The following is a 21,500-nucleotide window of genomic DNA, read 5'->3' on the forward strand; positions in this document are numbered from 1 at the left end:
ATACCAAATAAAACAAGAGGAGACACACAATGAAACACATCAAATCGCTCATGCTGGCCGCCGCCATCGCCAGTGCCGCACTCACCATGGCCGGCAGCGCGCAGGCGCAGGACAAGGAACAGTACATCGCCCTGCCCTCGTACCGCGTGGGACCGTACGCGGCCGGCGGCTCCGGTTTCTACGGCGGCATCATCGATTACTTCAACCTGGTCAACCAGGCCGGCGGCGTCAATGGCGTGAAAATCAGCTGGGAAGAATGCGAAACCGAATACAACCCGTCGCGCGGCGTCGAATGCTATGAACGCCTGAAAACCAAGCAGGGCGGCGCCACCCTGGTCGAAACCCTGTCCACGGGCGTCGCCTACGGCATCCTCGACCGCGTGGCGCAGGACAAGATCCCCATGACGATGATCGGCTACGGCCGCTCGGACGCCGCCAACGGCAAGGTCTTCCCGTATGTGTATCCGCTGATTTCCAGCTACTGGAGCCAGGCCGCCGCCATGATCAAATATTTGGGCGACAAGGATGGTGGCATGGACAAGCTGAAAGGGAAAAAAATCGTCCACCTGTACCACGACTCGGCTTTCGGCAAGGAGCCGCTGCCGGTACTGGAAGCGCTGTCGAAACAGTACGGCTTCGAGCTGATCAAGATTCCCGTCGCGCCGCCCGGCAGCGAACAGCAATCGCAATGGCTGCAAATCCGCCAGGCCAAACCGGACCACGTAATCCTGTGGGGCTGGGGCGTGATGAACTCCGTTGCCATCAAGACGGCGCAGCGCAACGGCTTCCCGCGCGACAAAATGCTGGGCGTCTGGTGGGCCGGCTCCGAGGAAGACACGATTCCATCGGGCGACGCGGCCAAGGGCTACACGGCGATGACGTTCAATACGCCGGGCAACTACCCCGTGCTCGACGACATCCGCAAAAAACTCTACGCCACAGGCAAGGGCAACCTGTCCGACCAGTCGCGCATCGGCTCCGTCTACCACATGCGCGGCGTGACGGCCGGCATCCTGTGGGTCGAAGCGATCCGCACGGCGCAGGAAAAATTCGGCAAGGGCAAGCCGATCACGGGCGAGCAGATGCGCTGGGGCCTGGAAAACCTGAACGTCGACGATGCGCGCCAGAAGGCCGTGGGCGCGCTGGGCATGTTCCCCACCGTGAAAACCAGCTGCGACGACCATGAAGGCTCGGGCGCCGTGAAGGTGCAGCAGTGGGACGGCAAGAAGTGGACCGCCATCACGCCGAAATGGATCGTCGGCGACAAGGCCCTGGTGCGCAAGCTGGTCGAGGAATCGTCGGGCAAGTACGCCGAAGAGAAAAAGATCACGCCGGCGTGCATGAAGTAAGCGGCTCTCGACGTGGCGTCGGGTTACGCGCTACGCGCTAACCCGACCTACGCCGACCAACACCGCATCGCGTAGGTCGGATTAGGCCGCAGGCCGTAATCCGACAAGCACCAACACCCTATGAAAACGAAGCAGCCATGACACCCACTGCCACGCAAACACCAGACACCGCGCCGCCGCCCTACCTGTCGGTCAACAATATCGAAGTCATCTACGACCACGTGATCCTGGTCCTGAAGGGCGTGTCGCTGCAAGTCCCGCAAGGCAAGATCGTGGCGCTGCTGGGCGCCAACGGCGCCGGCAAGTCGACCACCCTGAAAACCATCTCGACCCTGCTGCGCGGCGAACGCGGCGACGTCACCAAGGGCGAAGTCCAGTTCAAGGGCGAGCGCGTGGATCAGTTGACGCCGAATGAGCTGGTCAAGCGGGGCCTGTCGCAAGTGATGGAGGGCCGTCACTGTTTCGGCCACCTCACCATCGAGGAAAACCTGCTGACGGGCGCCTACACGCGCAGCCTGTCGCGCGGCGAGCTGAAAGACGCGCTGGACAAGGTCTATCACTATTTCCCGCGCCTGAAAACGCGGCGCAGCAGCCAGGCCGGCTATACCTCGGGCGGCGAACAGCAGATGTGCGCCATCGGCCGCGCGCTGATGGCCAAGCCCTCGATGATCTTATTGGACGAACCCTCGATGGGCATCGCGCCGCAGATCGTCGAAGAGATCTTCGGCATCGTCAAGGATTTGAACCACAAGGAAAACGTGTCTTTCCTGCTGGCAGAACAGAACACCAACGTGGCGCTGCGCTACGCCGACTTCGGCTACATCCTGGAAAACGGCCGCGTCGTGATGGAAGGGCAAGCGCAGGAACTGGCCAGCAACGAAGACGTCAAAGAGTTTTACCTGGGCGTGTCCAGCGCCGGGCGCAAGAGCTTCCGCGACATGAAGTTCTACCGCCGCCGCAAGCGCTGGCTGGCGTGATCCATCAAAAACCTTGGCTGCAACGCGCCCGGCGGTCCTGATGGCCAGGCGTGCGAATCAACATGCAATGACAATTGGAGAATGACTGACATGACCGATACGCTCGACAGTCTGGAAGCACGCGCCCCCGAAGCGCGCGAACGCGAATTGATGGCCGGCCTGCCGCAGCTGATCGCGCGCGCGCAACAGGCGCCGGGCTGGGCCCGCATCCTCGACGGCGTCGATGCGGCCGGCATCACCAGCCGCGCCGCGCTGGCGCAGCTGCCCGTGACGCGCAAGTCCGACCTCAAGCAATTGCAGCACGCGCAGCTGCCGTTCGGCGGCTTGAACACGACACCGAAAAACGCCCTGTCGCGCGTGTTCGTCTCGCCCGGTCCCATCTTCGATCCGGAAGGCCGCGGCCCCGACTGGTGGCGCTTTGCGCGGCCCATGTATGCGGCCGGCGTGCGCGCCGGCGGCTTGCTGCAGAACTGCTTTTCGTATCACTTCACGCCGGCCGCCTTCATGGTCGAAGGGGGCGCCGCGCGCATCGGCTGCACCGTCATCCCGGCCGGCATCGGCCAGACGGAAATGCAGGTACAGGCGATGGCCGACCTGAAGCCGGACACGTATATCGGCACGCCGTCGTTCCTGAAACTGATCATCGAGAAGGCGCGCGAAATGGGCGCCGACATCAGCAGCGTCACCAAGGCCCTGATGGGCGCGGAAGCCTTGCCCGAATCCTTGCGCAGCTGGTTTGCCGAGAACGGCGTGCCGCACGTGTTCCAGACCTATGCCTCGGCCGATATCGGCAGCATCGCCTATGAAACGGCCAGCCATGGCAAGCTCAATCCCGGCATGGTCGTCGACGAAAACGTGCTGCTCGAGATCGTCCATCCGGGCAGCGGCATTCCCGTCGCGCCGGGCGAGGTGGGCGAAGTCGTCGTCACCGTCTTCAATGCCGACTACCCGCTGATCCGCTTTGCCACCGGCGATCTGTCGGCCGTGCTGATGGACGCGCCGCAGTCGCCGTGCGGGCGCACGAATACGCGCATCAAAGGCTGGATGGGGCGCGCCGATCAAACCACCAAGGTGCGCGCCATGTTCGTGCATCCGTCGCAGGTGCATGAAATCGCGCGCCGCCACCCGCAAATCAGGAAGGCGCGGCTGGTGGTGTCGGGGCGCATGGCCAACGACGAGATGGCCTTGCATTGCGAAGTCGACGATCCGCATGACGCCAGCGGCGTGGAAGCCATCATCGGTTCGATCCGCGAACTGACCAAGTTGCGCGGCGACGTGGTGCTGGTGGCGGTGGGCAGTCTGGCCCAGGATGGGAAAATCATCGACGACATGCGCGATTACAAATAAGGCCGATTTGCGGGATAATACCGGCATTGACCATCAGCCCCTTTCATCGCCATGCAAGAGTCCATGCAAGAATTTCATCACAACCGTGCCCGTGACCTGATCAAGAACGCGGAACTGCTGTTCGACCAGGAGGCCGTGCAGGCGTCGATCACGCGCATGGCCGATGTGCTCAACACGCGCTTCAACGCCGAGGATTCGAAAGAGTTCCCGCTGGTGCTGGGCGTGATGGGCGGCGCCGTCGTGTTTACGGGCAGCCTGCTGCCGCAACTGAGCTTCCCGCTCGAATTCGACTACATCCATGTGAGCCGCTACGGCGACGACGACAAGGGTGGCGAAGTGGTGTGGAAAGTCATCCCCCGCTCGAACGTGGCGGGCCGCACCGTCATCGTGCTCGACGATATTCTCGACGAAGGCGAAACCCTGGCGCACGTCAAGCAGCGCTTGCTGGACATGGGCGCCTCCGAAGTCATCCTGGCCGTGTTCGCCGACAAGGCCATCGGCAAGAAAAAGCCTGTACAAGCCGACATCGTCGGCCTGGTGATCCCGAACCGCTTCGTCGTCGGCTTCGGCATGGATGCGTACGGCTACTGGCGCAACCTGCCGGGTTTGTGGGCCATCAAGCCTGAGGATTTGAAACAGGAGTGATTGTGGTGCTGTCGGATTACGCGCTGCGCGCTAATCCGACCTACGCCACCAGGTTCGAGTAGGTCGGATTAGCGGCGGTACGCCGCGTAATCCGACACCACCACCACCGTCACAACAACGATTACAGCTTCAACCGCGCGCGCGCCGCATCGTATTCGGCCTTCAGGCGCGCCACCATCTCTGCCACGCTCGGCACGTCATCCATCAAGCCCACGCCCTGGCCCGCGCCCCAGATGTCGCGCCAGGCCTTGGCGCTGCCGGAGCCGAAATTCATCGCGCTCTTGTCCGCTTCGGGCAAGGCTTCCGGATCGAGCCCGGCCGCTTCGATCGATTTCTTCAGGTAATTGCCGTGCACGCCCGTAAACAGGTTCGTGTAGACGATGTCCGCCGCGGCAGACTCCACAATGGCCTCGCGGTAGCCGTCGCTGACGTTCGATTCCTTGGTCGCCAGCCAGCGCGAGCCGATGTAGGCAAAGTCGGCGCCCATCGCTTGCGCGGCCAGCACGGCGTCGCCCGTGGCGATGGAGCCCGACAGCGCCAGCGGGCCGTCGAAGAATTTGCGCACTTCGCCCACCAGCGCGAACGGCGACAGGGTGCCCGCGTGGCCGCCGGCGCCGCTGGCCACCAGGATCAAGCCATCGACGCCCGCTTCCAGCGCCTTTTTCGCGTGGCGGATCGAAATCACGTCATGCAGCACGATGCCGCCATAGCTGTGGATGGCGTCGAGCATTTCCTTGGGCGGCGCGCGCAGCGAGGAAATGATGATGGGGACCTGGTGTTTCACGCACACTTCCACGTCATGCGCGAGACGGTCGTTCGACTGGTGCACGATCTGGTTGACGGCGATCGGCCCGACTTTTTTATCGGGATGGGCGGCCTGGAAGGCGGCCAGCTCGGCCTGCAGGTCGGTCAGCCACGTGTCGAGCAATTCGGCGGGACGCGCGTTCAGGGCAGGGAAGGAACCGACGATGCCGGCCTTGCACTGCGCCGCGACGAGGGCCGGGCCGCTGGCGATGAACATCGGCGAAGCGATAACGGGTAAGGAGAGGTTTTGCAACGCAACAGGCAATGCCATGGCGGACTCGCTGGAAAGTTGATCGGACGTGAAAGACACACTGAACGCTGATTATAGTGCAGAAAAAGTACGATCGTGCTGAATTTATCGCAAGGCCGGTTCAACCCTCGTTGAGCAAGTACTCACCCTCGACTCGCGCCGCTGCCGCCCTGCATAGTTGCGACACGGCCCACTCGGCCAGCGCGGCCGACTCCTGGCGCAGGAAGCGCCGGTTGGCCTCTTCGAAGACGGGCATGCCGCGCAGCAGGGCCGGTATCCCGGTCAGGGCGATGCGCTGGCGCTCGAGCAGCAAAAATTTCAGCAGCACTTTGACCGCATTCTGCGCATTGCGCACGGGGTCGGACGCCAGGTAATCGAGGCGCGAATACGCACGCTGCAGGGCGCCGGCGGCATCCGTAAATGGCCGCCCGTGGCCGGGAATGACGACGCGCACGTCCAGGCTGGCGATCAGGTCCAGCGTGGCGCGCGCTTCCAGAAAGCCGGAGCCGCCATCGAGTTCGGGGAAGATCACGCCAAAGCCGTTTTCCCACAGGGCGTCGGCGGAAATCAGGATGCCCTCGCCGGCGCAGTAAAAAATCAGCGAGTGCGGGTCGTGGCCCGGCGCGCCCAGCGCCTGCCAGGCCATGCCGGCCAAAGTCAAGGTGTCGCCGGGCGAGACGGTGGCGTCAAAGCGGAAGCGCGGGCATTGCTGGCCCGTGGCCTGGAAGCTGAGGGCATCGACATCCCATGCGCGCACCTTGTCCGCTTCCGCCACGGGAATGGCCGTATGGCAGCCGTATGCGGCTTGCAGCAGCGCGTTGCCGCCGCAATGGTCGGAGTGCAGGTGGGTGTTGAACAGGCGGTCCAGCGGCCGGCCGGCCAGGCTGTGGCGCAGCAGGGCCAGGGTTTGCGGCGCATGCGTGACATAGCCGCTGTCGATCAGGGCCGTGTCATCCTGCCCCTGGAACAGGATGTTGTTCGACGACAGCCAGCCGCGTTCGAACACCTGCATGGCATCGGGGAACAGCGCTGGCGATCGCGGCATGGCTTCCTCAGTAGTCGGGCTCGAAATCGAGCAAAGATTCGCGGCCCGGCAATTCGGCCCACACGGCGCGCTTGAAGTCGTCGTCGGCCTTGCTCCAGGCGATGATTTCGTCGAGCGTGCGCAGGCAGCCTTCGCACAAGCCGCTGTTGCGGTTCATCTTGCACAGGCTGACGCAGGGCGACGGCACCGGCGACGGCAAAGAAAGCGGAACGGCTGGCGGAGGTGGGGGAGCGACCATCATGGAGCGGCATCGGTAAACGTGAAGACTTTCATTATGCCGCGAAACGGCGCCGGCGAGGCGATGACATCGCCCTGCAATGTTTCCGTGAATATATTTTCCAGCGAAACAATGCTCAACAACCGCTGTTCCGGAAATATATTTTTCACACATTCTCACTCTGCGGGTGCCCGTCCTACAACACGATCAGCCCAGATCCTGCTTGACTTGAGTCATTTCAGAACTATACTACCATCCATACAGATGGCAAATGGATGCCACGTGGAGTTTATGGAGAGATATGGCCAAGCAAGACAGCAAGCCCAAAATTGGGGAATCCGAGAAAATCACGATCAACCTCGGCTTGATTGACCTGGGGCAGATCGATCTGCTGGTCCAGGAGGGATTTTATTCCAACCGTACGGATCTGATCCGTACGGCCATACGCAACCAGCTGGGCACCCACGCCGACGTGGTGAAACAGACCGTCGCCCGTAAAAGCCTGGTATTGGGCATGCAGCATTACTCGCGCGCCGACCTGGAAGCGATCCAGGCAGCCGGCCAGCGCCTGCAGATACAGGTGCTGGGACTGGCCAGCATCGCCAGCGACGTTTCGGTGGAACTGGCACTGGCCACCATCGAGTCGATTTTCGTATTAGGTGCCCTGCACGCCAGCACCGTCGTCAAGACGGCGCTCGCAGGGCGAATTCACTAGCGTATTGGTTCGCGGCGATGACCCGGCCGATGCGCGGCACCGTTAAGGATGGTCATGAAACTACCTCTCAACATGTTGGCGCAGATGCGCACAGCGACCCGTAATCTGATGGGCAGCGGCCCCGCCGCCGCCACCGAAGCGATCCAGCAGGCGCTGTCTGCGGCCGGACTGACGCCGCAAGCGGCCGCCACGCAAGCGCCGCCACCGCAGCCGATGCGTGATATCAATCCGCCACCTGCGCCAGCGCAGGCCCGGACCCAGCAGCCGCAAGCTGACGCCGCGCCGGAAGCGGCATCGGTGCCGCCCACGCCCGCGCAGGCGGCGCAGGACTTCGCGCAGGATTTCATGGCGCGCCTGGGCGTGCCGGCCGGTCTGGGCCAGCACAGCTTCGACATGCCCAGTTTCGAACTGCCGAATTTCCACCCGCCCGGATTCAACGCGCCGGCCGCCACGCCGGTGGAAATCCCCGCCGGCGCGCAGTTCATCGATGGCGTGTACCGCAACCATGCGGGTACGCGTTCGTACAAGCTGTATATCCCCAGCAGCTACCACGGCCAGGCCATGCCGCTGATCGTCATGCTGCACGGCTGCACGCAAAATCCCGACGATTTCGCCGCCGGCACGCAGATGAATGCGCTGGCCGAAGAAAAGGAGTGTTTTGTCGTCTACCCGGCGCAGACGCAGGGCGCCAACAGTTCGCGCTGCTGGAACTGGTTCAACGCCATCGACCAGCAGCGCGACCAGGGCGAACCGTCGCTGATCGCCGGCATCGCCCAGCAAGTCATCGACGACTACCCGGTCAACGAGCGTGAAGTGTTCGTCGCCGGCCTGTCGGCGGGCGGCGCCATGGCCGTCATCGTCGGTACCCTGTACCCCGACCTGTTTGCCGCCGTCGGCGTGCATTCCGGCCTGCCCTTCGGCTCGGCGCAGGACTTGCCGTCGGCGCTGGCAGCCATGAAGGGCGGCGCCATGCCCAATGCCCAGCGCAAGGCGCCAGCCGGCGGCGTGCCCATCATCGTTTTTCACGGCGACCGCGACACCACCGTCAACCCGCGCAATGGCGATGAACTGATCGCGCAGGGCGTGCGCAGCCAGGCGGGCGGCAAGGCGGCCAAGGCCGCATCCGTCGACGGCAGCGTACCGAACGGCCACCGCTACACGCGCACCACGCACAGCCAGGCCGACGGCTCGCCGCTGGGCGAACACTGGGTCATCCACGGCGCCGGCCACGCGTGGTCCGGCGGCAGCGATAACGGCAGTTATACGGACGGCAAAGGGCCGGACGCCAGCCGGGAAATGCTGCGCTTCTTCAAGACCGTCAGCTGATATTCTCGGTGTAGGGCGCGATCTGCCGCTGCTTGTCGGCGATCTCGCATACGCCGTCGGCATAACGGTTGGAGATGGCGATGAACTGGTCCTGGATTTGCAGGAAGGCGTCGACGATCTCGGCGTCGAAGTGCGAACCGCGTCCCTCGACGATGATCTGCACGGCCTGCGCGTGGTCCATGCCCTGCTTGTAGATGCGCCGGCTGATCAGGGCGTCATACACGTCGGCCAGCGCCATCAGGCGCGCCGAAATCGGGATGGCTTCGCCCGCCAGGCCTTGCGGGTAGCCGCTGCCATCCCATTTTTCATGGTGGCTGTAGGCGATCTCTTTCGCATACTTGAGGAAATCGACTTCGATGCCCAGTTCGTGCTCGGCCGCCAGGATGGCGTCGCGTCCCAAGGTGGTGTGCGTCTTCATGATCGCCATTTCATGCGGCTCGAAACGCCCCGGCTTGAGCAGGATATGGTCGGGGATGCCCACCTTGCCGATGTCGTGCAGCGGCGCCGTCTTGAACAGCAGTTCGATATTCTTGTCCGTCAAAAAATCGCGGAAACGCGGCAAGTTGCGCACCTTCTCGGCCAGCGCCTTCAGGTAGTGCGAGGTGCGGCGGATATGGTTGCCCGTCTCGCTGTCGCGCGTCTCGGCCAGCGAGGCCATGGCGTGGATGGTGACGTCCTGCAGCGCCGCCACTTCCTGCACGCGGCGCTCCACTTCCGTTTCCAGGTACTGGTTCTGGTCGCGCAGGAAATCCTGCATCTGCTTCATCGCCAGCTGCGTCTTGATGCGCGCCAGCACGATGGGCGCCGAAATCGGCTTGGTGATGTAATCGACGGCGCCCAGGGCCAGGCCCAGCTGCTCGTCGGCCACTTCGCTCATGGCGGTCACGAAAATCACGGGGATGCCTGCCGTGGCGGCATCGGCCTTCAGCGCGCGGCATACATCGTAGCCGCTCATGCCCGGCATCATGATGTCGAGCAGGATCAGGTCGGGCTGGTCGCTGCCGGCGGCGATCTTCAGGGCGCGCTCGCCATTGACGGCGATCTTGGTGCGGTAATCGTCTTCCAGCACCGCGCGCAGCAGATCGATATTGTCTGGCGTGTCGTCGACCACCAGGATGGTTGGCTTGCTTGCCGGCGCTCTCATACCCGTCCTTCGTTCTGCATAGTTATCCTTCTCACAGTGTCAACTCCAGCGCATCGGCCACCTCGCCCAGCTGCGCCAGCGCACCTTCGAAATCGTATTGTCCCAGCATGCGCTTCAACTGGCGCGCATGTTCCGCCTGCCCCGCCGCGACCAGCACGGGACCGATGCCGTCAAGGTGCTTGACGGCCTGCGCATCGTCCTGCTGCAGCAGCTGCGACAATTCGCGCAAGCCCGCTTCCAGGTATGCCCGGTCCACCGGCGCCACGTGCGCCACCGCCGCGCCGCCCGCTTCGACCGTATTGCCGCGCGACTGCATGGCCAGCACAATCTTCGGCACCAGTTCGTCGAGCGCCAGGGTGCAGGCGGCCAGCGCCTGCGGCAAACCGTCGTGCGAACCCAGGCTGAGCAAGTGCTCGACCCGCGCGGCGCTGTCGGCCAGGCCGCCGGCGCCGATATTGCCGGCCAGGCCCTTCAGGGTATGCGCTTCGCGGATCGCCGTCTCGAGCTGGTTGTTCTCGATGGCGGCAACGATGCGCTGCATGGCGTCGAACTGGGTTTCCACAAAACGGTCCAGCAATTTTCGCATCAAAGCGGCATTGCCGCCCACGCGGCGCATGGCGTCCGTCATTTTCAGGCCGGCGATCACGGGCAGCTCCGCTTCCGGCTGCGCCGCTACCGACGTCATTGCCTGTGGCGCGGCCGGCGCGATCCAGCGCGCCAGGGTGCCGAACAGCTGCGCCACGTCGATCGGCTTGGCGATGAAATCGTTCATGCCGGCGTCCAGGCATTTTTCCTTGTCGCCGACCATGGCATTGGCCGTCATGGCGATCACGGGCAAATTCGAATAACGGGGGTCCTGGCGCAGCTTGCGCGTCGCCTGGTAGCCATCCATCACCGGCATCTGGCAATCCATCAGTACGCCGTCATAGGCGTTTTCCTCGATCTTCGCCAGCGCGATGGCGCCATTGCCCGCGATGTCGACGCGGATGCCGGCGTCGTTGAGAATATGCTGCGCCACTTCCTGGTTCACTTCATTATCCTCGACCAGCAGCAGCCAGGCGCCGCGCAGGGCGCGCTCGTCGTCGCGGTAGCTGCTCTGGCGCTGCGTCTTGCGGCTCTGTCCCGTCACACCGCCAAACACGAACGATATCTGGTCGAGCAGGGTCGAGGCGCTGACCGGCTTGTTCAATATCCCGTCGAGCGGCAAATCGCGCTGACGCGCCGCCTCCAGCAGCGCTTCGCGATGGAAGGCCGTGACCATGATGCAGGCCGGCGTCGCATCGATGCCGGCGGCATCGGCACGGATGCCGGCCAGGGTATCGAGGCCGTTCATGCCCGGCATTTTCCAGTCCATCAGCACGAGGCCATACGGGCGCCCCTCGGCGCGCGCCTGCGCCACGGCACCGATGGCCAGCACGCCGCCAGACACGGCACGCGCCTCGAAGCCCAGCGCCGCCAGCATGCTGACGAAGATTTCACGCGCGCTGGGGTTGTCGTCGACCACCAGCACGCGCAGGCCCTGGAACTGCTGTTGATGTTGCAACTGCGGCAGATTATCGCGTGGCACGGCGGCCAGGCCGAAGCGGGCCGTGAAGAAAAAGGTGCTGCCCACGCCCGCTTCGCTGACCAGGTCGATCTCGCCTTCCATCATTTCCACCAGGCGTTTGCTGATGGTCAGCCCCAGGCCGGTGCCGCCATGGTGGCGCGTGGTGGAGGTGTCGGCCTGGGTAAAGGCCTGGAACAATTTGCTGCGCTGGGGCGGCGTCAGGCCGATGCCCGTGTCGCGCACGTCGACGCGCAGCACGGCCGCATGCTCTTCCAGCTGCTGCAGGCGGATGGTGACGACGATCTCGCCCTTGTCCGTAAATTTGATCGCGTTGTTGGTCAGGTTGATCAGCACCTGGCCCAGGCGCAGCGGGTCGCCCTGCAAGGCGTTCGGCACGTCGGGGGCGATGTCGAACAGCAGTTCAAGCCCCTTGTCCTGCGCGCGCATCACGGACAGGTCGGCGATCTGCGCCAGCACGTCCTCAAGGAAAAAATCGACTTTTTCAAAGGCCATCTTGCCCGCCTCGATCTTCGAGAAATCGAGGATGTCGTCGATGATGGCCAGCAGGTTCTTCGAAGCCGATTCCACCTTCTCCAGGTAGTTGCGCTGGGTCGACGTGAGCTCCGTCTGCAGCGCCAGATGGGTCATGCCGATGATGCCGTTCATCGGCGTGCGGATCTCGTGCGACATATTGGCCAGGAAGTCCGACTTCATCTTGGTCGCATCCTCGGCCACTTCGACGGCGTGACGCAGGTCCTGCTCGACGGCCAGGCTGGTGCTCATGTTCTTGAGCGCCTGCAGCAATTCGCCCGTCTCGTCGCGCGACGTCACCTCGATGACGGAACTGAAGTCGCCATTGGCCACGCGCGTGGCGATCGCCACCGCCTCGCCCAGCGGACGCGTGATCGAGCGCGCCGACCAGGCAAAGGCCAGGCCCGTCAGCAGGGCCGCCAGGCCGATGCCGCCCATCAGCAGCAGCGAAGTGTCGATGTCGTTGCGTATCCTGGCCGCGCTGTCGCGGATCAGCTGTTGCTGCAAATCGTCGAGCTGGCCCACGTACAGCAGCACTTTTTCCAGCATCGGCAAGGTCTGCGTCTGCATGGCCTGCTCGGCGCGGGCATCCTCGCCGCGCTCGACCAGTTCGAACATCGTCTTGAGCGAGCCGTAGTACTCGGCGCGCGCCAGGTGCATCTGTTCCAGCAGGCGCCGTTCCTCGGGCCGCGCATCGAGACCGTCGAGAATGCGCACCTGCTCATCGATGCCTTGCTTGATCGCTTCCAGGCGCGCCTGGTTCGCCTGGCGCAGCGCCCGCTCGTGCTGGTTCGGCAGATTGCCGATGCGCGTGGCCGCCTCGCGCGCCAGCCCGTGGATCTTGCTGGTGGCCTTGGCGGCGACCCAGTCGCGCTGCAGGATATCGTCGGTCTCGGCGCGGATGGCGTAGATGCGGCTGCCGGAAAGGACGATGACGACCAGCATCAGCACGATCAACATGGCATAACCGGCATTGATGCGCACGCCGATACTGATATCCCTGAAGCGCATAACTTTCCTATAAGAAATTCTTGAAAATCGAAGTCTGAACGTATTCCCCTACGAAATGCAAGGTTTATTGCAAAGCAATTGCATGCTGAAGCACTTATTTAGCCGACGTTAGGCTTGACAGGAGGTGCCAGGGTGGCGATATGGGCTTGCAGGCAGGCGGGGCACCAGCAGCCCACGGCGGCGCTGCCGGGCACGGGCATGGCGGGCGGCAGGGCCGTGCACCAGCACGGTCCGCTGGCCTGCGGGTCGGTCTGGCCGCATTGGAAGGTGGCGCCGCACAGGCTGCACTGGCTCATGGCTGTGTTTGAATTGGCAAGTGTGTGTCATGCTGCGCCGGGACGCGACGCAGATGTAACGGGCAGTAAAAGGGCTGGCTGGGGGACATATCGGGCCAGACTATAGGATCATCAGGGAAAATACAACAAGATCGCCCTATAATGCCTCCAGGATTTTCTTCTTCCCTGTAAAATCGCACAAATCTATTTTCCGGACTCGCCATGAATCAACTAGCTAACTTGAACCTGGACATGAATGACGACTTGACGGCGGTGTCGCCGCAAATCAAGGCGCAGATTCTGGCCGAGGCCCTCCCTTACATCCGCAATTTCCACGGCAAGACCATCGTCATCAAATACGGTGGCAACGCCATGACGGACGAACGCCTGAAGCACGGCTTCGCGCGCGACGTCATCCTGCTCAAGCTGGTCGGCATGAACCCGGTCGTGGTGCACGGCGGCGGACCGCAGATCGACAACGCGCTGAAAAAAATCGGCAAGCAAGGCACCTTCGTGCAAGGCATGCGCATCACCGATGAAGAAACCATGGAAGTGGTGGAGTGGGTGCTGGGCGGCGAAGTGCAGCAGGATATCGTCATGCTGATCAACCATTACGGCGGCCAGGCTGTCGGCCTGACGGGCAAGGATGGCGGCTTGATCCGCGCGCGCAAGATGCAGATGCCGGACCGCGAACATCCGGGCGAATTCCTCGACATCGGCTTTGTGGGCGAGATCGACGCGATCAACCCGGCCGTCGTCAAGGCGCTGCAGGACGACGCCTTCATTCCCATCATCTCGCCGATCGGTTTCGGCCAGGATGGCCAGGCCTACAATATCAACGCCGATGTGGTGGCGGGCAAGATCGCCGAAATCCTGAAAGCGGAAAAGCTGATCATGATGACCAACATCGCCGGCGTCCAGGACAAGCAGGGCAACCTGGTGACCGACCTGTCCGCGCGTGAAATCGACGAGATGTTCGCCGATGGCACGATCTCGGGCGGCATGCTGCCGAAGATCTCGTCCGCGCTCGACGCCGCCAAGTCCGGCGTGAACACGGTGCACATCATCGACGGCCGCATCGAACACTCATTATTGCTGGAAGTGTTGACCGAGCAGGCTTTTGGTACTATGATCCGTTCGCACTAAAAAAATCGCAACGCATCACAGCGAGTAGTTTGGCGGCGCAGATCACCTGGCGCCGCTTTTAATTTGCCCTTGTAGCTCAGTGGTAGAGCACTCCCTTGGTAAGGGAGAGGCCACGTGTTCGATCCACGTCAAGGGCACCAATTTTATATCCCCGCAGCTGAAAAACTGTCCATGGCGGCGTTGTCCTTCCTCGCCGTACATGCGTACTGTCTTCGTCAGTCCGCCTTGCCCTGAACATTTTTCCATCTGCTCTGCCGTCATCTCCTCATAGTAAAAAATGCCCATGGCGGCGTTGTCCTTCCTCGCCGTACATTCGTACTGTCTTCGTCAGTCCGCCTTGCCCTGAACATTTTTCCATCTGCTCTGCTATCCGTCGCCCGCATCTCCTCCGCGTTTCAATACACCCGCTCGACCTTCAAGCCCTTCTGACGCAGTAAATCCGGCACGCTTTTTTCTCCGACCAGGTGCAGCACGCCGATGGCGGCCAGGCTGTGCTTTTCGCGCGCCAGGAGTTTGGCGATGCCGTCGGCCAGGGCCGGGTTGCGGCCGTCCAGCAACACCTTTTGCACGAACTGCGCGGCGAACGAGGGGTCTGTCGCTGCCTTGGCCGCCAGCTTGTCGAAGGCGGCCGCGTCGGCGTTGCGCCAGGCGTCGGCGATCTCGCGCGCTTCCTGGCTTTGTTCCTGATCCTCGATCGACGCCACGCCGTCTTCCAGGAAGCGGCACTGCTCAAACGGCGACATCGCGCCAAACAGCGCCATCTGGCCTTCCATCGATTCGAGTTCCACCACGGGGATCTTGCGCGCCTTGGCCTGCTGCGACAGATAATTGTCGACGGCCAGGTCGGAGCGGTAACCGAGGGTGGAAAATTCGCCGATGGCCAGCACGCTGGCGAGCATCCATGGCTTCATCGGCGCCACCGATTCGGCCGGAATGCCGTATTTTTGCAACAGCGGCGCCAGGCGCGGGGCCAGGGTCTGGCGGCAGTCGGCCGGCACTTTGCTGCCCGGAGCCTCCATGCCGTATTTCAGCACGGCGCTCACAGCCTTGCGCGGATCGGCGCCGGGGTCGATCTCCAGCGCCAGCGCCCCGGCCCGGTGCAGCGCCTGCGTTACTGTCGGCTCGAGCGGGTAAAAATCGGGCGCGCCGACATGGATGGTGCCGAACAGATACAGGGTGTGGACCGCGTCCTGCACCTTGAACAGCGCGCCGCGGTTTTGCGCCACGGGCGGCGCTTCGGCGAAGGCCGCCTGCAACGGCAGCAAGAATAATCCGCAAAACATCACTATAATCTGGCGTCGCATGGTTTTCCTGATTGTTGAATTTTTCATCTTCTCTCGCTAGCAAAGACTCTCGTGCCTGTGTCCCATCTTAACCGCTCGTCGCCGGTCTGGCTGTTTGACCTCGACAACACGCTGCACAATGCCTCGCACGCCATCTTCCCCATCATCACGGCCAATATGAACACGTATATTGCCCGGGTGCTGGGCGACGGCGTGACGCCGGCCGACGACGCCATCGTCAATGCGGCGCGCGCGGCCTACTGGCGCCGCTATGGCGCCACCTTGCTGGGCATGGTCAAGCACCATCAGGTGCAGGCCGCGCATTTTTTGCACGAGACGCACGCCTTCGACGATTTGCGCGCCATGATACGCGCCGAGCGGGGACTGGGGGCTTTACTCAAACGCCTGCCTGGCCGTAAAATTTTACTCACCAACGCGCCGCTGCGCTATTCGAGCGACGTGATGCGCCATCTGGGACTGCGCCGGCACTTTTCACACCACGTCGCCATCGAAGCGATGCAGGTGCACCGCCAGCTGCGGCCCAAGCCATCGACGCTGATGCTGCGCAAACTGATGCGCAAGCACCAGATCCGCCCTGGCCGCTGCATCCTGGTGGAAGACACCCTCGCCAACCTGAAGGGCGCAAAAAGACTGGGCCTGCGCACGGCCTGGGTCACGCAATACCTGAAAATGGTCGACCCGATCGGCGTGGCGAAGTTGCCCAAGGCGTTAAATCGCCCCGCTTACGTCGATGTCAAAGTAAAATCTGTCCGGCATTTGGCACGCCGCCTTCACCGTCTGCGTTGAAGGGGACTCCTGGACTTCCGGCTGACGCCGGAAGCTGCACCGCTAGCGGCGGTGACGGACTTCCCCATCAAGGCAGCATTTTTTTTAACGACAAGAGAAAATATGGCAAGCACACCGCCGGGCCAACGCAGGCTACAAATTCTTCAGGCCCTCGCCGCAATGCTGGAGCAGCCGAAAGGCGAAAAGATCACCACCGCCGCACTGGCGGCCAGACTGGCCGTCTCGGAAGCGGCCCTGTACCGCCATTTCGCCAGCAAGGCGCAAATGTTCGAAGGGCTGATCGAATTCATCGAGTCAAGCGTCTTCGGCCTGATCAACCAGATCGCGGAAAAGCACAGCGACGGCATGACGCAGACGCGCGACATCATCGGCATGCTGCTCAATTTCGCCATCAGCAATCCGGGCATGACGCGCGTACTGATCGGCGATGCGCTGGTCAATGAGGACGAGCGCCTGCAAGTGCGCATGAACCAGTTCTACGACCGCGTGGAGCTGGCGCTCAAGCAGGCCTTGCGCGTGGCCGCCGCCGAAGGCCATGGCAAGGAAAGCGAAGTGGCGGCGCGCGCCACCCTGATCGTCAGCTTCGTCATCGGACGCTGGCACCGCTACGCCAAGAGCGGCTTCAAGATCAATCCCTCCCAGGAAGCGGCGCTGCAAATCGCCATGCTGCTGGGGTAAGTCACCGCCGCGGCTGTCCCCATGCATACCGACTGTTTCGCCCTGCTCGACGACGCCAGCACGCCCGGCGCCGCATCGCGCCTGTACACGGGCCTGACGGCGGCCTTGCGGTGCAGCGAGGGGGAACAGTGGCCGGCCCTGCTCGAAGGGCTGCAAGCGGCCTTGGAACGCGGCCAGTATGCCGTCAGCGTGTGCAGCTACGAGCTGGGCGCGCACTTGCTGGCCATGCCGCCGCGCGCGGCGGATCCCGGCGCGCCGCCGCTGGCGCAGGTGCTCGTCTTCGAACATTGCACCCAGCTGTCGCAGGACGAGGTGCTGCAGTGGCTGGCCGCTCGTACGCCGGCGGCGCAAACGCCGGCCGGCATCGCCGGCATCCGCGCCAACGTGGATCAGGCCGAATTCACGCGCGCGCTGGGGCGCATCCACGACTACATCGTGGCCGGCGACACCTATCAGGTCAACTATACGTATCGGCTGCGCTTCGACGCCTTCGGCTCGCCTCTGGCCCTGTATGCGCGGCTGCGCGCCCGCCAGCTCGTGCCGTATGGCGCGCTGGTGATGCTGCCCGATGGCGGCGCCCTGCTGTCGCTGTCGCCGGAACTGTTCGTGCGCCATGCGCAGGGCGAGCTGACGGCGCGCCCCATGAAAGGCACGGCGCCGGCCGCCCCGCCTGAACAAACGGACGAGAACGCGCGCCGCGCGGCCGTCCTGGCCAGCGACCCGAAGAACCGCGCGGAAAACCTGATGATCGTCGACCTGCTGCGCAACGACATCGGCCGCATCGCCGCCACGGGCTCCGTCAAGGTGCCGGCCCTGTTCCAGGTGACGCGCTACAGCAGCGTGCTGCAGATGACGTCCACCGTGCAGGCGCGTTTGCGCGACGATGCCAGCCTGGCCGACATCTTCCAGGCCTTGTATCCGTGCGGCTCGATCACGGGCGCGCCCAAGCGCCGCACCATGGAGATCATCGCCGAACTGGAGCCGGCGCCGCGCGGCATCTACACGGGCGCCATCGGCTGGTTCGATCCGCCAAGCGCCGGTAGTGCTCACGCCGTGGGCGACTTCTGCATGTCCGTGCCGATCCGCACCCTGGCCCTGCAGCCGGCTGGCCCTGGCGGCCTGCGGCGCGGCGAAATGGGCGTGGGCGCCGGCATCGTCCTGGACAGCGACCCGCACGAGGAATTTGCGGAATGCCAGCTCAAGGCCCGCTTCCTGACGGGGCTGAGCAACGACTTCGAACTGTTCGAGACCCTGCACGCGAGCCGCGCCGGCGGCTGCCGCCAGCAGGAGCGCCACCTGGCGCGCCTGGCCGCCTCCTGCGCCTACTTCGGTTTTGCCTGGGATGCGGACGCGGCCCGCGCCGCGCTGCAGGCCGCCTGCGCCGCGCGGCCCGACGATGCGCCCTTCCGCCTGCGCCTGGCGCTGCGCCAGGACGGCCAGTTTACGACGCAAAGCGGTGCCCTGTCGCCCTTGCCGGAGACGGTCAACATCCTGCTGGCGCCCGACGCCACGAATGCCGACGACCTGTTCCTGCGCCACAAGAGCAGCGTGCGCGCGCCCTATGACGCAGCGTGGCGCGCGGCCGAGGCGCAAGGGGGCTTCGACATGCTGTTCTTTAACGAGCGGGGCGAGCTGACGGAGGGCGGACGCAGCAATGTCTTCGTCCTGCTCGATGGCCGCTGGCATACGCCGCCCCTGTCCTGCGGCCTGCTGCCCGGCGTGCAGCGCGCAGCCATGCTGGCCGATCCCGCCTGGAACGCGCAGGAAACCATCATCACGCGGGCCATGCTGGCGCGGGCCGAGGCCATCGTCGTGTGCAATGCGCTGCGCGGGGCGATGCCGGCACATCTTATCGCTAGCGCCTGAAACCGTTCAGGGCAAGGCGCATTGCCGAAGGCAGTGCAACTGCACGACGAGGCATTGCAACGCCGCCATGGACTCCTGAAACAGTTCAGGGCAAGGCGCATTGCCGAAGGCAGTGCGAACTGCACGACGAGGCACTGCAACGCCGCCATGGACTGTTTCAGCCGCTAGAGGTCAACCTGCATCTCGTAGCCGCCGTAGATCATCCGCTTGCCATCGAACGGCAGCTTGGCCGGGTCCATCATCTCGGCCAGGCGCGGGTCTTTCATGACCTTGTCGTTGATTTCATCGCGCTTGGCGCGCGACTCATACACGATCCATGAAAACACCACCACTTCGCCATCCTGCAAGTCCACCGCCTGCGGGAACGAAGTCAGCTTGCCCGGCTTGACATCGTCACCCACGCACTCGCGAAATTCCAGCGCGCCATATTCGCGCCAGACGGCGCCGCAACTGCGCGACATGGCCAGGTAAGCATCGAGCTTGGCTTTCGGTACGGGCACCACAAATCCATCGACATATGCCATGATGATCTCCTTTGTTGTGACAAACGCGAACAACCAGCTTAGGATAATGATGGCAAGACGACAAGCACGGCATTAAAAAAAAAAGCAGGCGTTCAAGCCTGCTTGTGTATCTGCAATTTACATCGCCAGCGCTTTTTCCACCGCGCCAACGAGTTTCTTGTCGTCCGGCGTCACCTTGCTGGGGAAGCTTTCCACCACTTTACCGTGGCGGTCGATCAGGTATTTGTGGAAATTCCAGGCCGGGGTCTTGCCCGTCTGCTTGATCAGGTCCACATACAGCGGGTTCGGATTGGGGCCGGAGACGACGGACTTCGAAAACATGGGGAACTTCACGCCATAGGTGTTGTAGCAGAAATCGGCGATTTCCTTGCTGTTGCCCGGCTCCTGCTTGCCGAAATCGTTCGACGGGAAACCCAGCACCACCAGGCCCTTGCTGCCGTACTTGGCGTACAGCGCCTCAAGCCCTTCATATTGATTGGTAAAACCGCAATAACTGGCCGTATTGACCACCAGCACGACCTTGCCTGCGTACTGGCACAGGTTTTGCGGCGCTTCATCCTGCAGGCGGTTGAAGGTCTGCTTGAGGATGGCGGGGCAGGCGGCCGGAGCTATGGCAGCTGGCGCGGTTTCGGCGGCATGGGCCGGCATGGCCAGGCTGGCGCCGGCGGCAAGGGTGGTGAGCGCAAACAGCTGGGCAAGGGTCTTGGACATGAGGGGCACCATGGTTGAACGAAAAAAAACCATTCTATGTCAAACGCCGCGCGCGCGTACAAGACGGACAACAACAGCGATAGCTTGAGCGACATCAACGACGGTGCAGTACTTGCCCAGCGCACAGTTTTTTTACCTATGCTCGGCCTTCCTGTCCCTGCCTTGTGGAGTTGCCATGCCCTACCCGCACCTGACCGCATTACCCACCGCCCTGCTCGCCGCCAGCCTGCTCATCCTGGCGCCAGCCAGCACGCACGCCGCCACGACGGCCAAAGCCGTCAAACCCGCCGCAACAAAGGACGCCCCCGCCCTGCCCGGCTACCAGGCCGATCTGAGCCAGACCACAGTGTCCGGCCTGTCTTCGGGCGGCTTCATGGCGGCGCAGTTTGCCGTCGCCTACTCGGCCACCGTCGCCGGCGCCGGCATCATCGCGGGCGGCCCGTATTTCTGCTCGGGCCAGCCGGGCCGCTTCCCGTATATTCCCTACCTGACGAATGCCCTGACCACCTGCATGAATCCGGGCAGCGCGCAAGTGGCGCCGCCCGTCGCCAGCGAATTGCTGCGCGCGGCGAACGATTTTGCGCGCGAACGTCTCATCGATGACACGGCCAACCTGAAACGCCAGCGCGTGTATCTGTTCAGCGGAACGAAAGACCAGACCGTGACGCGGCCGGTGGTGGAACAGGTGGGGAAATTCTATCAACTGGCAGGCACGCCGGCGGCGCAGATCCGCTTCGTCGACACGCTAGGCGCGGGCCACGCCATCTTGACCGACAGCAATCAGGACAAGCCGTGCGCCGTGACGGAGTCGCCGTTCATCAACGACTGCGACTACGTCCAGGCGCGCGACATCCTGCAGCACCTGTACCCGGACCTGCAACCGTCGTCGACCACCCTGACGGGCAAGCTGATCGCCTTCAACCAGCGCAGCTTCATCCAGAACGCGTATTCGAGCATGAACAATACGGGCTACGCCTACATCCCGAAAGCGTGCGACAGCGAGAGCTGCCGCGTGCACGTGGTGTTCCACGGCTGCCTGCAAACGACGCAGGCGATCGGCGACCGTTTCTATACCAGCACCGGCTACAACCAGGTGGCGGACGCCAACAAGATCATCGTGCTGTATCCGCAGGCCGAACCGAGCCCCGTCTATCCGTACAACCCGAAAGGCTGCTGGGATTTCTGGGGCTACACCAGCATCAACCCGATCGACCCGGATTTCTACCGCAAGAGCGGCACGCAGATGGAAGCGGTCAAGGGCATGCTGGACCGCCTCGCCGCGCGCCGCGGCTCGCGTTAAGCG

General features: G+C 63.4%; 20 protein-coding genes and 1 tRNA gene. 12 read left to right on the forward strand and 9 right to left on the reverse strand.

Annotated features, from left to right (window positions below; genetic code table 11):
- Positions 1-29: 29 nt before the first annotated feature.
- The 4 genes from OX462_RS27485 (at position 30) to OX462_RS27500 (ending at position 4,318) form a co-directional block, all read left to right on the forward strand.
- Entirely contained in the window at positions 30-1,349 is a 1,320-nt protein-coding gene (locus OX462_RS27485) for an ABC transporter substrate-binding protein (RefSeq protein ID WP_070218969.1), read from the forward strand.
- Positions 1,350-1,486: 137 nt separating this feature from the next.
- Positions 1,487-2,326: an ABC transporter ATP-binding protein gene (locus OX462_RS27490; RefSeq protein WP_070218968.1), complete on the forward strand. Its 840-nt coding sequence runs from the start codon at positions 1,487-1,489 to the stop codon at positions 2,324-2,326.
- A gap of 90 nt (positions 2,327-2,416) precedes the next feature.
- A complete protein-coding gene (locus OX462_RS27495) occupies positions 2,417-3,673 on the forward strand; it encodes a phenylacetate--CoA ligase family protein (RefSeq protein ID WP_409027461.1) in 1,257 nt (418 codons plus the stop codon).
- A gap of 63 nt (positions 3,674-3,736) precedes the next feature.
- Positions 3,737-4,318, forward strand: a complete 582-nt coding sequence (locus tag OX462_RS27500) for a hypoxanthine-guanine phosphoribosyltransferase (RefSeq protein WP_086137290.1) — start codon at positions 3,737-3,739, stop codon at positions 4,316-4,318.
- Between the two features lie 121 nt (positions 4,319-4,439).
- On the opposite strand, the gene OX462_RS27505 is transcribed toward OX462_RS27500, so the two are convergent.
- From OX462_RS27505 to OX462_RS27515, 3 genes are all read right to left on the reverse strand, one after another.
- Positions 4,440-5,393: an NAD(P)H-dependent flavin oxidoreductase gene (locus tag OX462_RS27505; RefSeq protein ID WP_070218965.1), complete on the reverse strand. Its 954-nt coding sequence runs from the start codon at positions 5,391-5,393 to the stop codon at positions 4,440-4,442.
- Between the two features lie 100 nt (positions 5,394-5,493).
- Entirely contained in the window at positions 5,494-6,417 is a 924-nt protein-coding gene (locus OX462_RS27510; RefSeq protein WP_409027462.1) for an MBL fold metallo-hydrolase, read from the reverse strand.
- Positions 6,418-6,424: 7 nt separating this feature from the next.
- Positions 6,425-6,808: a DUF1289 domain-containing protein gene (locus tag OX462_RS27515; protein WP_306798480.1), complete on the reverse strand. Its 384-nt coding sequence runs from the start codon at positions 6,806-6,808 to the stop codon at positions 6,425-6,427.
- Between the two features lie 127 nt (positions 6,809-6,935).
- Here OX462_RS27515 and OX462_RS27520 point away from each other — a divergent pair, with 127 nt between their 5' ends.
- Both OX462_RS27520 and OX462_RS27525 read left to right on the forward strand, forming a co-directional pair.
- Complete coding sequence (locus OX462_RS27520) at positions 6,936-7,349, forward strand: ribbon-helix-helix domain-containing protein (RefSeq protein WP_034752801.1); 414 nt, start codon at positions 6,936-6,938, stop codon at positions 7,347-7,349.
- Between the two features lie 54 nt (positions 7,350-7,403).
- On the forward strand, positions 7,404-8,675 hold the full coding sequence (locus tag OX462_RS27525) for an extracellular catalytic domain type 1 short-chain-length polyhydroxyalkanoate depolymerase (protein WP_409027463.1): 1,272 nt from the start codon (positions 7,404-7,406) through the stop codon (positions 8,673-8,675).
- Here the strand turns inward: OX462_RS27525 and OX462_RS27530 are convergent.
- The 3 genes from OX462_RS27530 to OX462_RS27540 form a co-directional block, all read right to left on the reverse strand.
- Positions 8,668-9,819, reverse strand: a complete 1,152-nt coding sequence (locus tag OX462_RS27530) for a response regulator (protein ID WP_070218963.1) — start codon at positions 9,817-9,819, stop codon at positions 8,668-8,670. The two genes, OX462_RS27525 and OX462_RS27530, sit on opposite strands and share 8 nt — an antisense overlap.
- Positions 9,820-9,850: 31 nt before the next feature.
- Positions 9,851-12,907, reverse strand: a complete 3,057-nt coding sequence (locus OX462_RS27535; protein ID WP_409027464.1) for a response regulator — start codon at positions 12,905-12,907, stop codon at positions 9,851-9,853.
- A gap of 98 nt (positions 12,908-13,005) precedes the next feature.
- Complete coding sequence (locus OX462_RS27540; RefSeq protein WP_070289374.1) at positions 13,006-13,203, reverse strand: cysteine-rich CWC family protein; 198 nt, start codon at positions 13,201-13,203, stop codon at positions 13,006-13,008.
- A gap of 231 nt (positions 13,204-13,434) precedes the next feature.
- On the opposite strand from OX462_RS27540, the gene argB reads away from it, so the two are divergent.
- A complete protein-coding gene (argB, locus tag OX462_RS27545) occupies positions 13,435-14,328 on the forward strand; it encodes an acetylglutamate kinase (RefSeq protein ID WP_010393729.1) in 894 nt (297 codons plus the stop codon).
- A gap of 65 nt (positions 14,329-14,393) precedes the next feature.
- Positions 14,394-14,468: transfer RNA gene (locus OX462_RS27550), tRNA-Thr, on the forward strand.
- Between the two features lie 255 nt (positions 14,469-14,723).
- Here the strand turns inward: OX462_RS27550 and OX462_RS27555 are convergent.
- Entirely contained in the window at positions 14,724-15,593 is an 870-nt protein-coding gene (locus OX462_RS27555; RefSeq protein WP_230504296.1) for a TraB/GumN family protein, read from the reverse strand.
- A 90-nt stretch (positions 15,594-15,683) separates the two neighbouring features.
- Between OX462_RS27555 and OX462_RS27560 the strand changes: the two genes are divergently transcribed.
- The 3 genes from OX462_RS27560 to pabB all read left to right on the forward strand — a co-directional run bounded on the left by OX462_RS27560 (position 15,684) and on the right by pabB (position 18,962).
- Entirely contained in the window at positions 15,684-16,418 is a 735-nt protein-coding gene (locus OX462_RS27560; RefSeq protein WP_409027465.1) for a pyrimidine 5'-nucleotidase, read from the forward strand.
- 102 nt (positions 16,419-16,520) lie between these two features.
- Complete coding sequence (gene slmA, locus OX462_RS27565; RefSeq protein ID WP_070313104.1) at positions 16,521-17,096, forward strand: nucleoid occlusion factor SlmA; 576 nt, start codon at positions 16,521-16,523, stop codon at positions 17,094-17,096.
- 21 nt (positions 17,097-17,117) lie between these two features.
- The gene (gene pabB, locus OX462_RS27570; protein WP_409027466.1) at positions 17,118-18,962 is read left to right on the forward strand and encodes an aminodeoxychorismate synthase component I; all 1,845 of its coding nucleotides are present in this window, start codon (positions 17,118-17,120) and stop codon (positions 18,960-18,962) included.
- A gap of 164 nt (positions 18,963-19,126) precedes the next feature.
- Here pabB and OX462_RS27575 read toward each other — a convergent pair whose 3' ends face one another.
- Together OX462_RS27575 and OX462_RS27580 are read right to left on the reverse strand one after the other, a co-directional pair.
- Complete coding sequence (locus tag OX462_RS27575; protein ID WP_070313106.1) at positions 19,127-19,486, reverse strand: DUF1428 domain-containing protein; 360 nt, start codon at positions 19,484-19,486, stop codon at positions 19,127-19,129.
- Between the two features lie 117 nt (positions 19,487-19,603).
- Entirely contained in the window at positions 19,604-20,197 is a 594-nt protein-coding gene (locus tag OX462_RS27580; RefSeq protein ID WP_070219106.1) for a glutathione peroxidase, read from the reverse strand.
- A 175-nt stretch (positions 20,198-20,372) separates the two neighbouring features.
- Between OX462_RS27580 and OX462_RS27585 the strand changes: the two genes are divergently transcribed.
- Positions 20,373-21,497, forward strand: a complete 1,125-nt coding sequence (locus OX462_RS27585) for an extracellular catalytic domain type 2 short-chain-length polyhydroxyalkanoate depolymerase (protein WP_070218956.1) — start codon at positions 20,373-20,375, stop codon at positions 21,495-21,497.
- The last annotated feature ends 3 nt before the right edge of the window (positions 21,498-21,500 follow it).

The sequence above is a fragment of the Janthinobacterium aestuarii genome, assembly GCF_046113285.1.
In the GTDB taxonomy this organism is placed as follows: domain Bacteria; phylum Pseudomonadota; class Gammaproteobacteria; order Burkholderiales; family Burkholderiaceae_D; genus Janthinobacterium.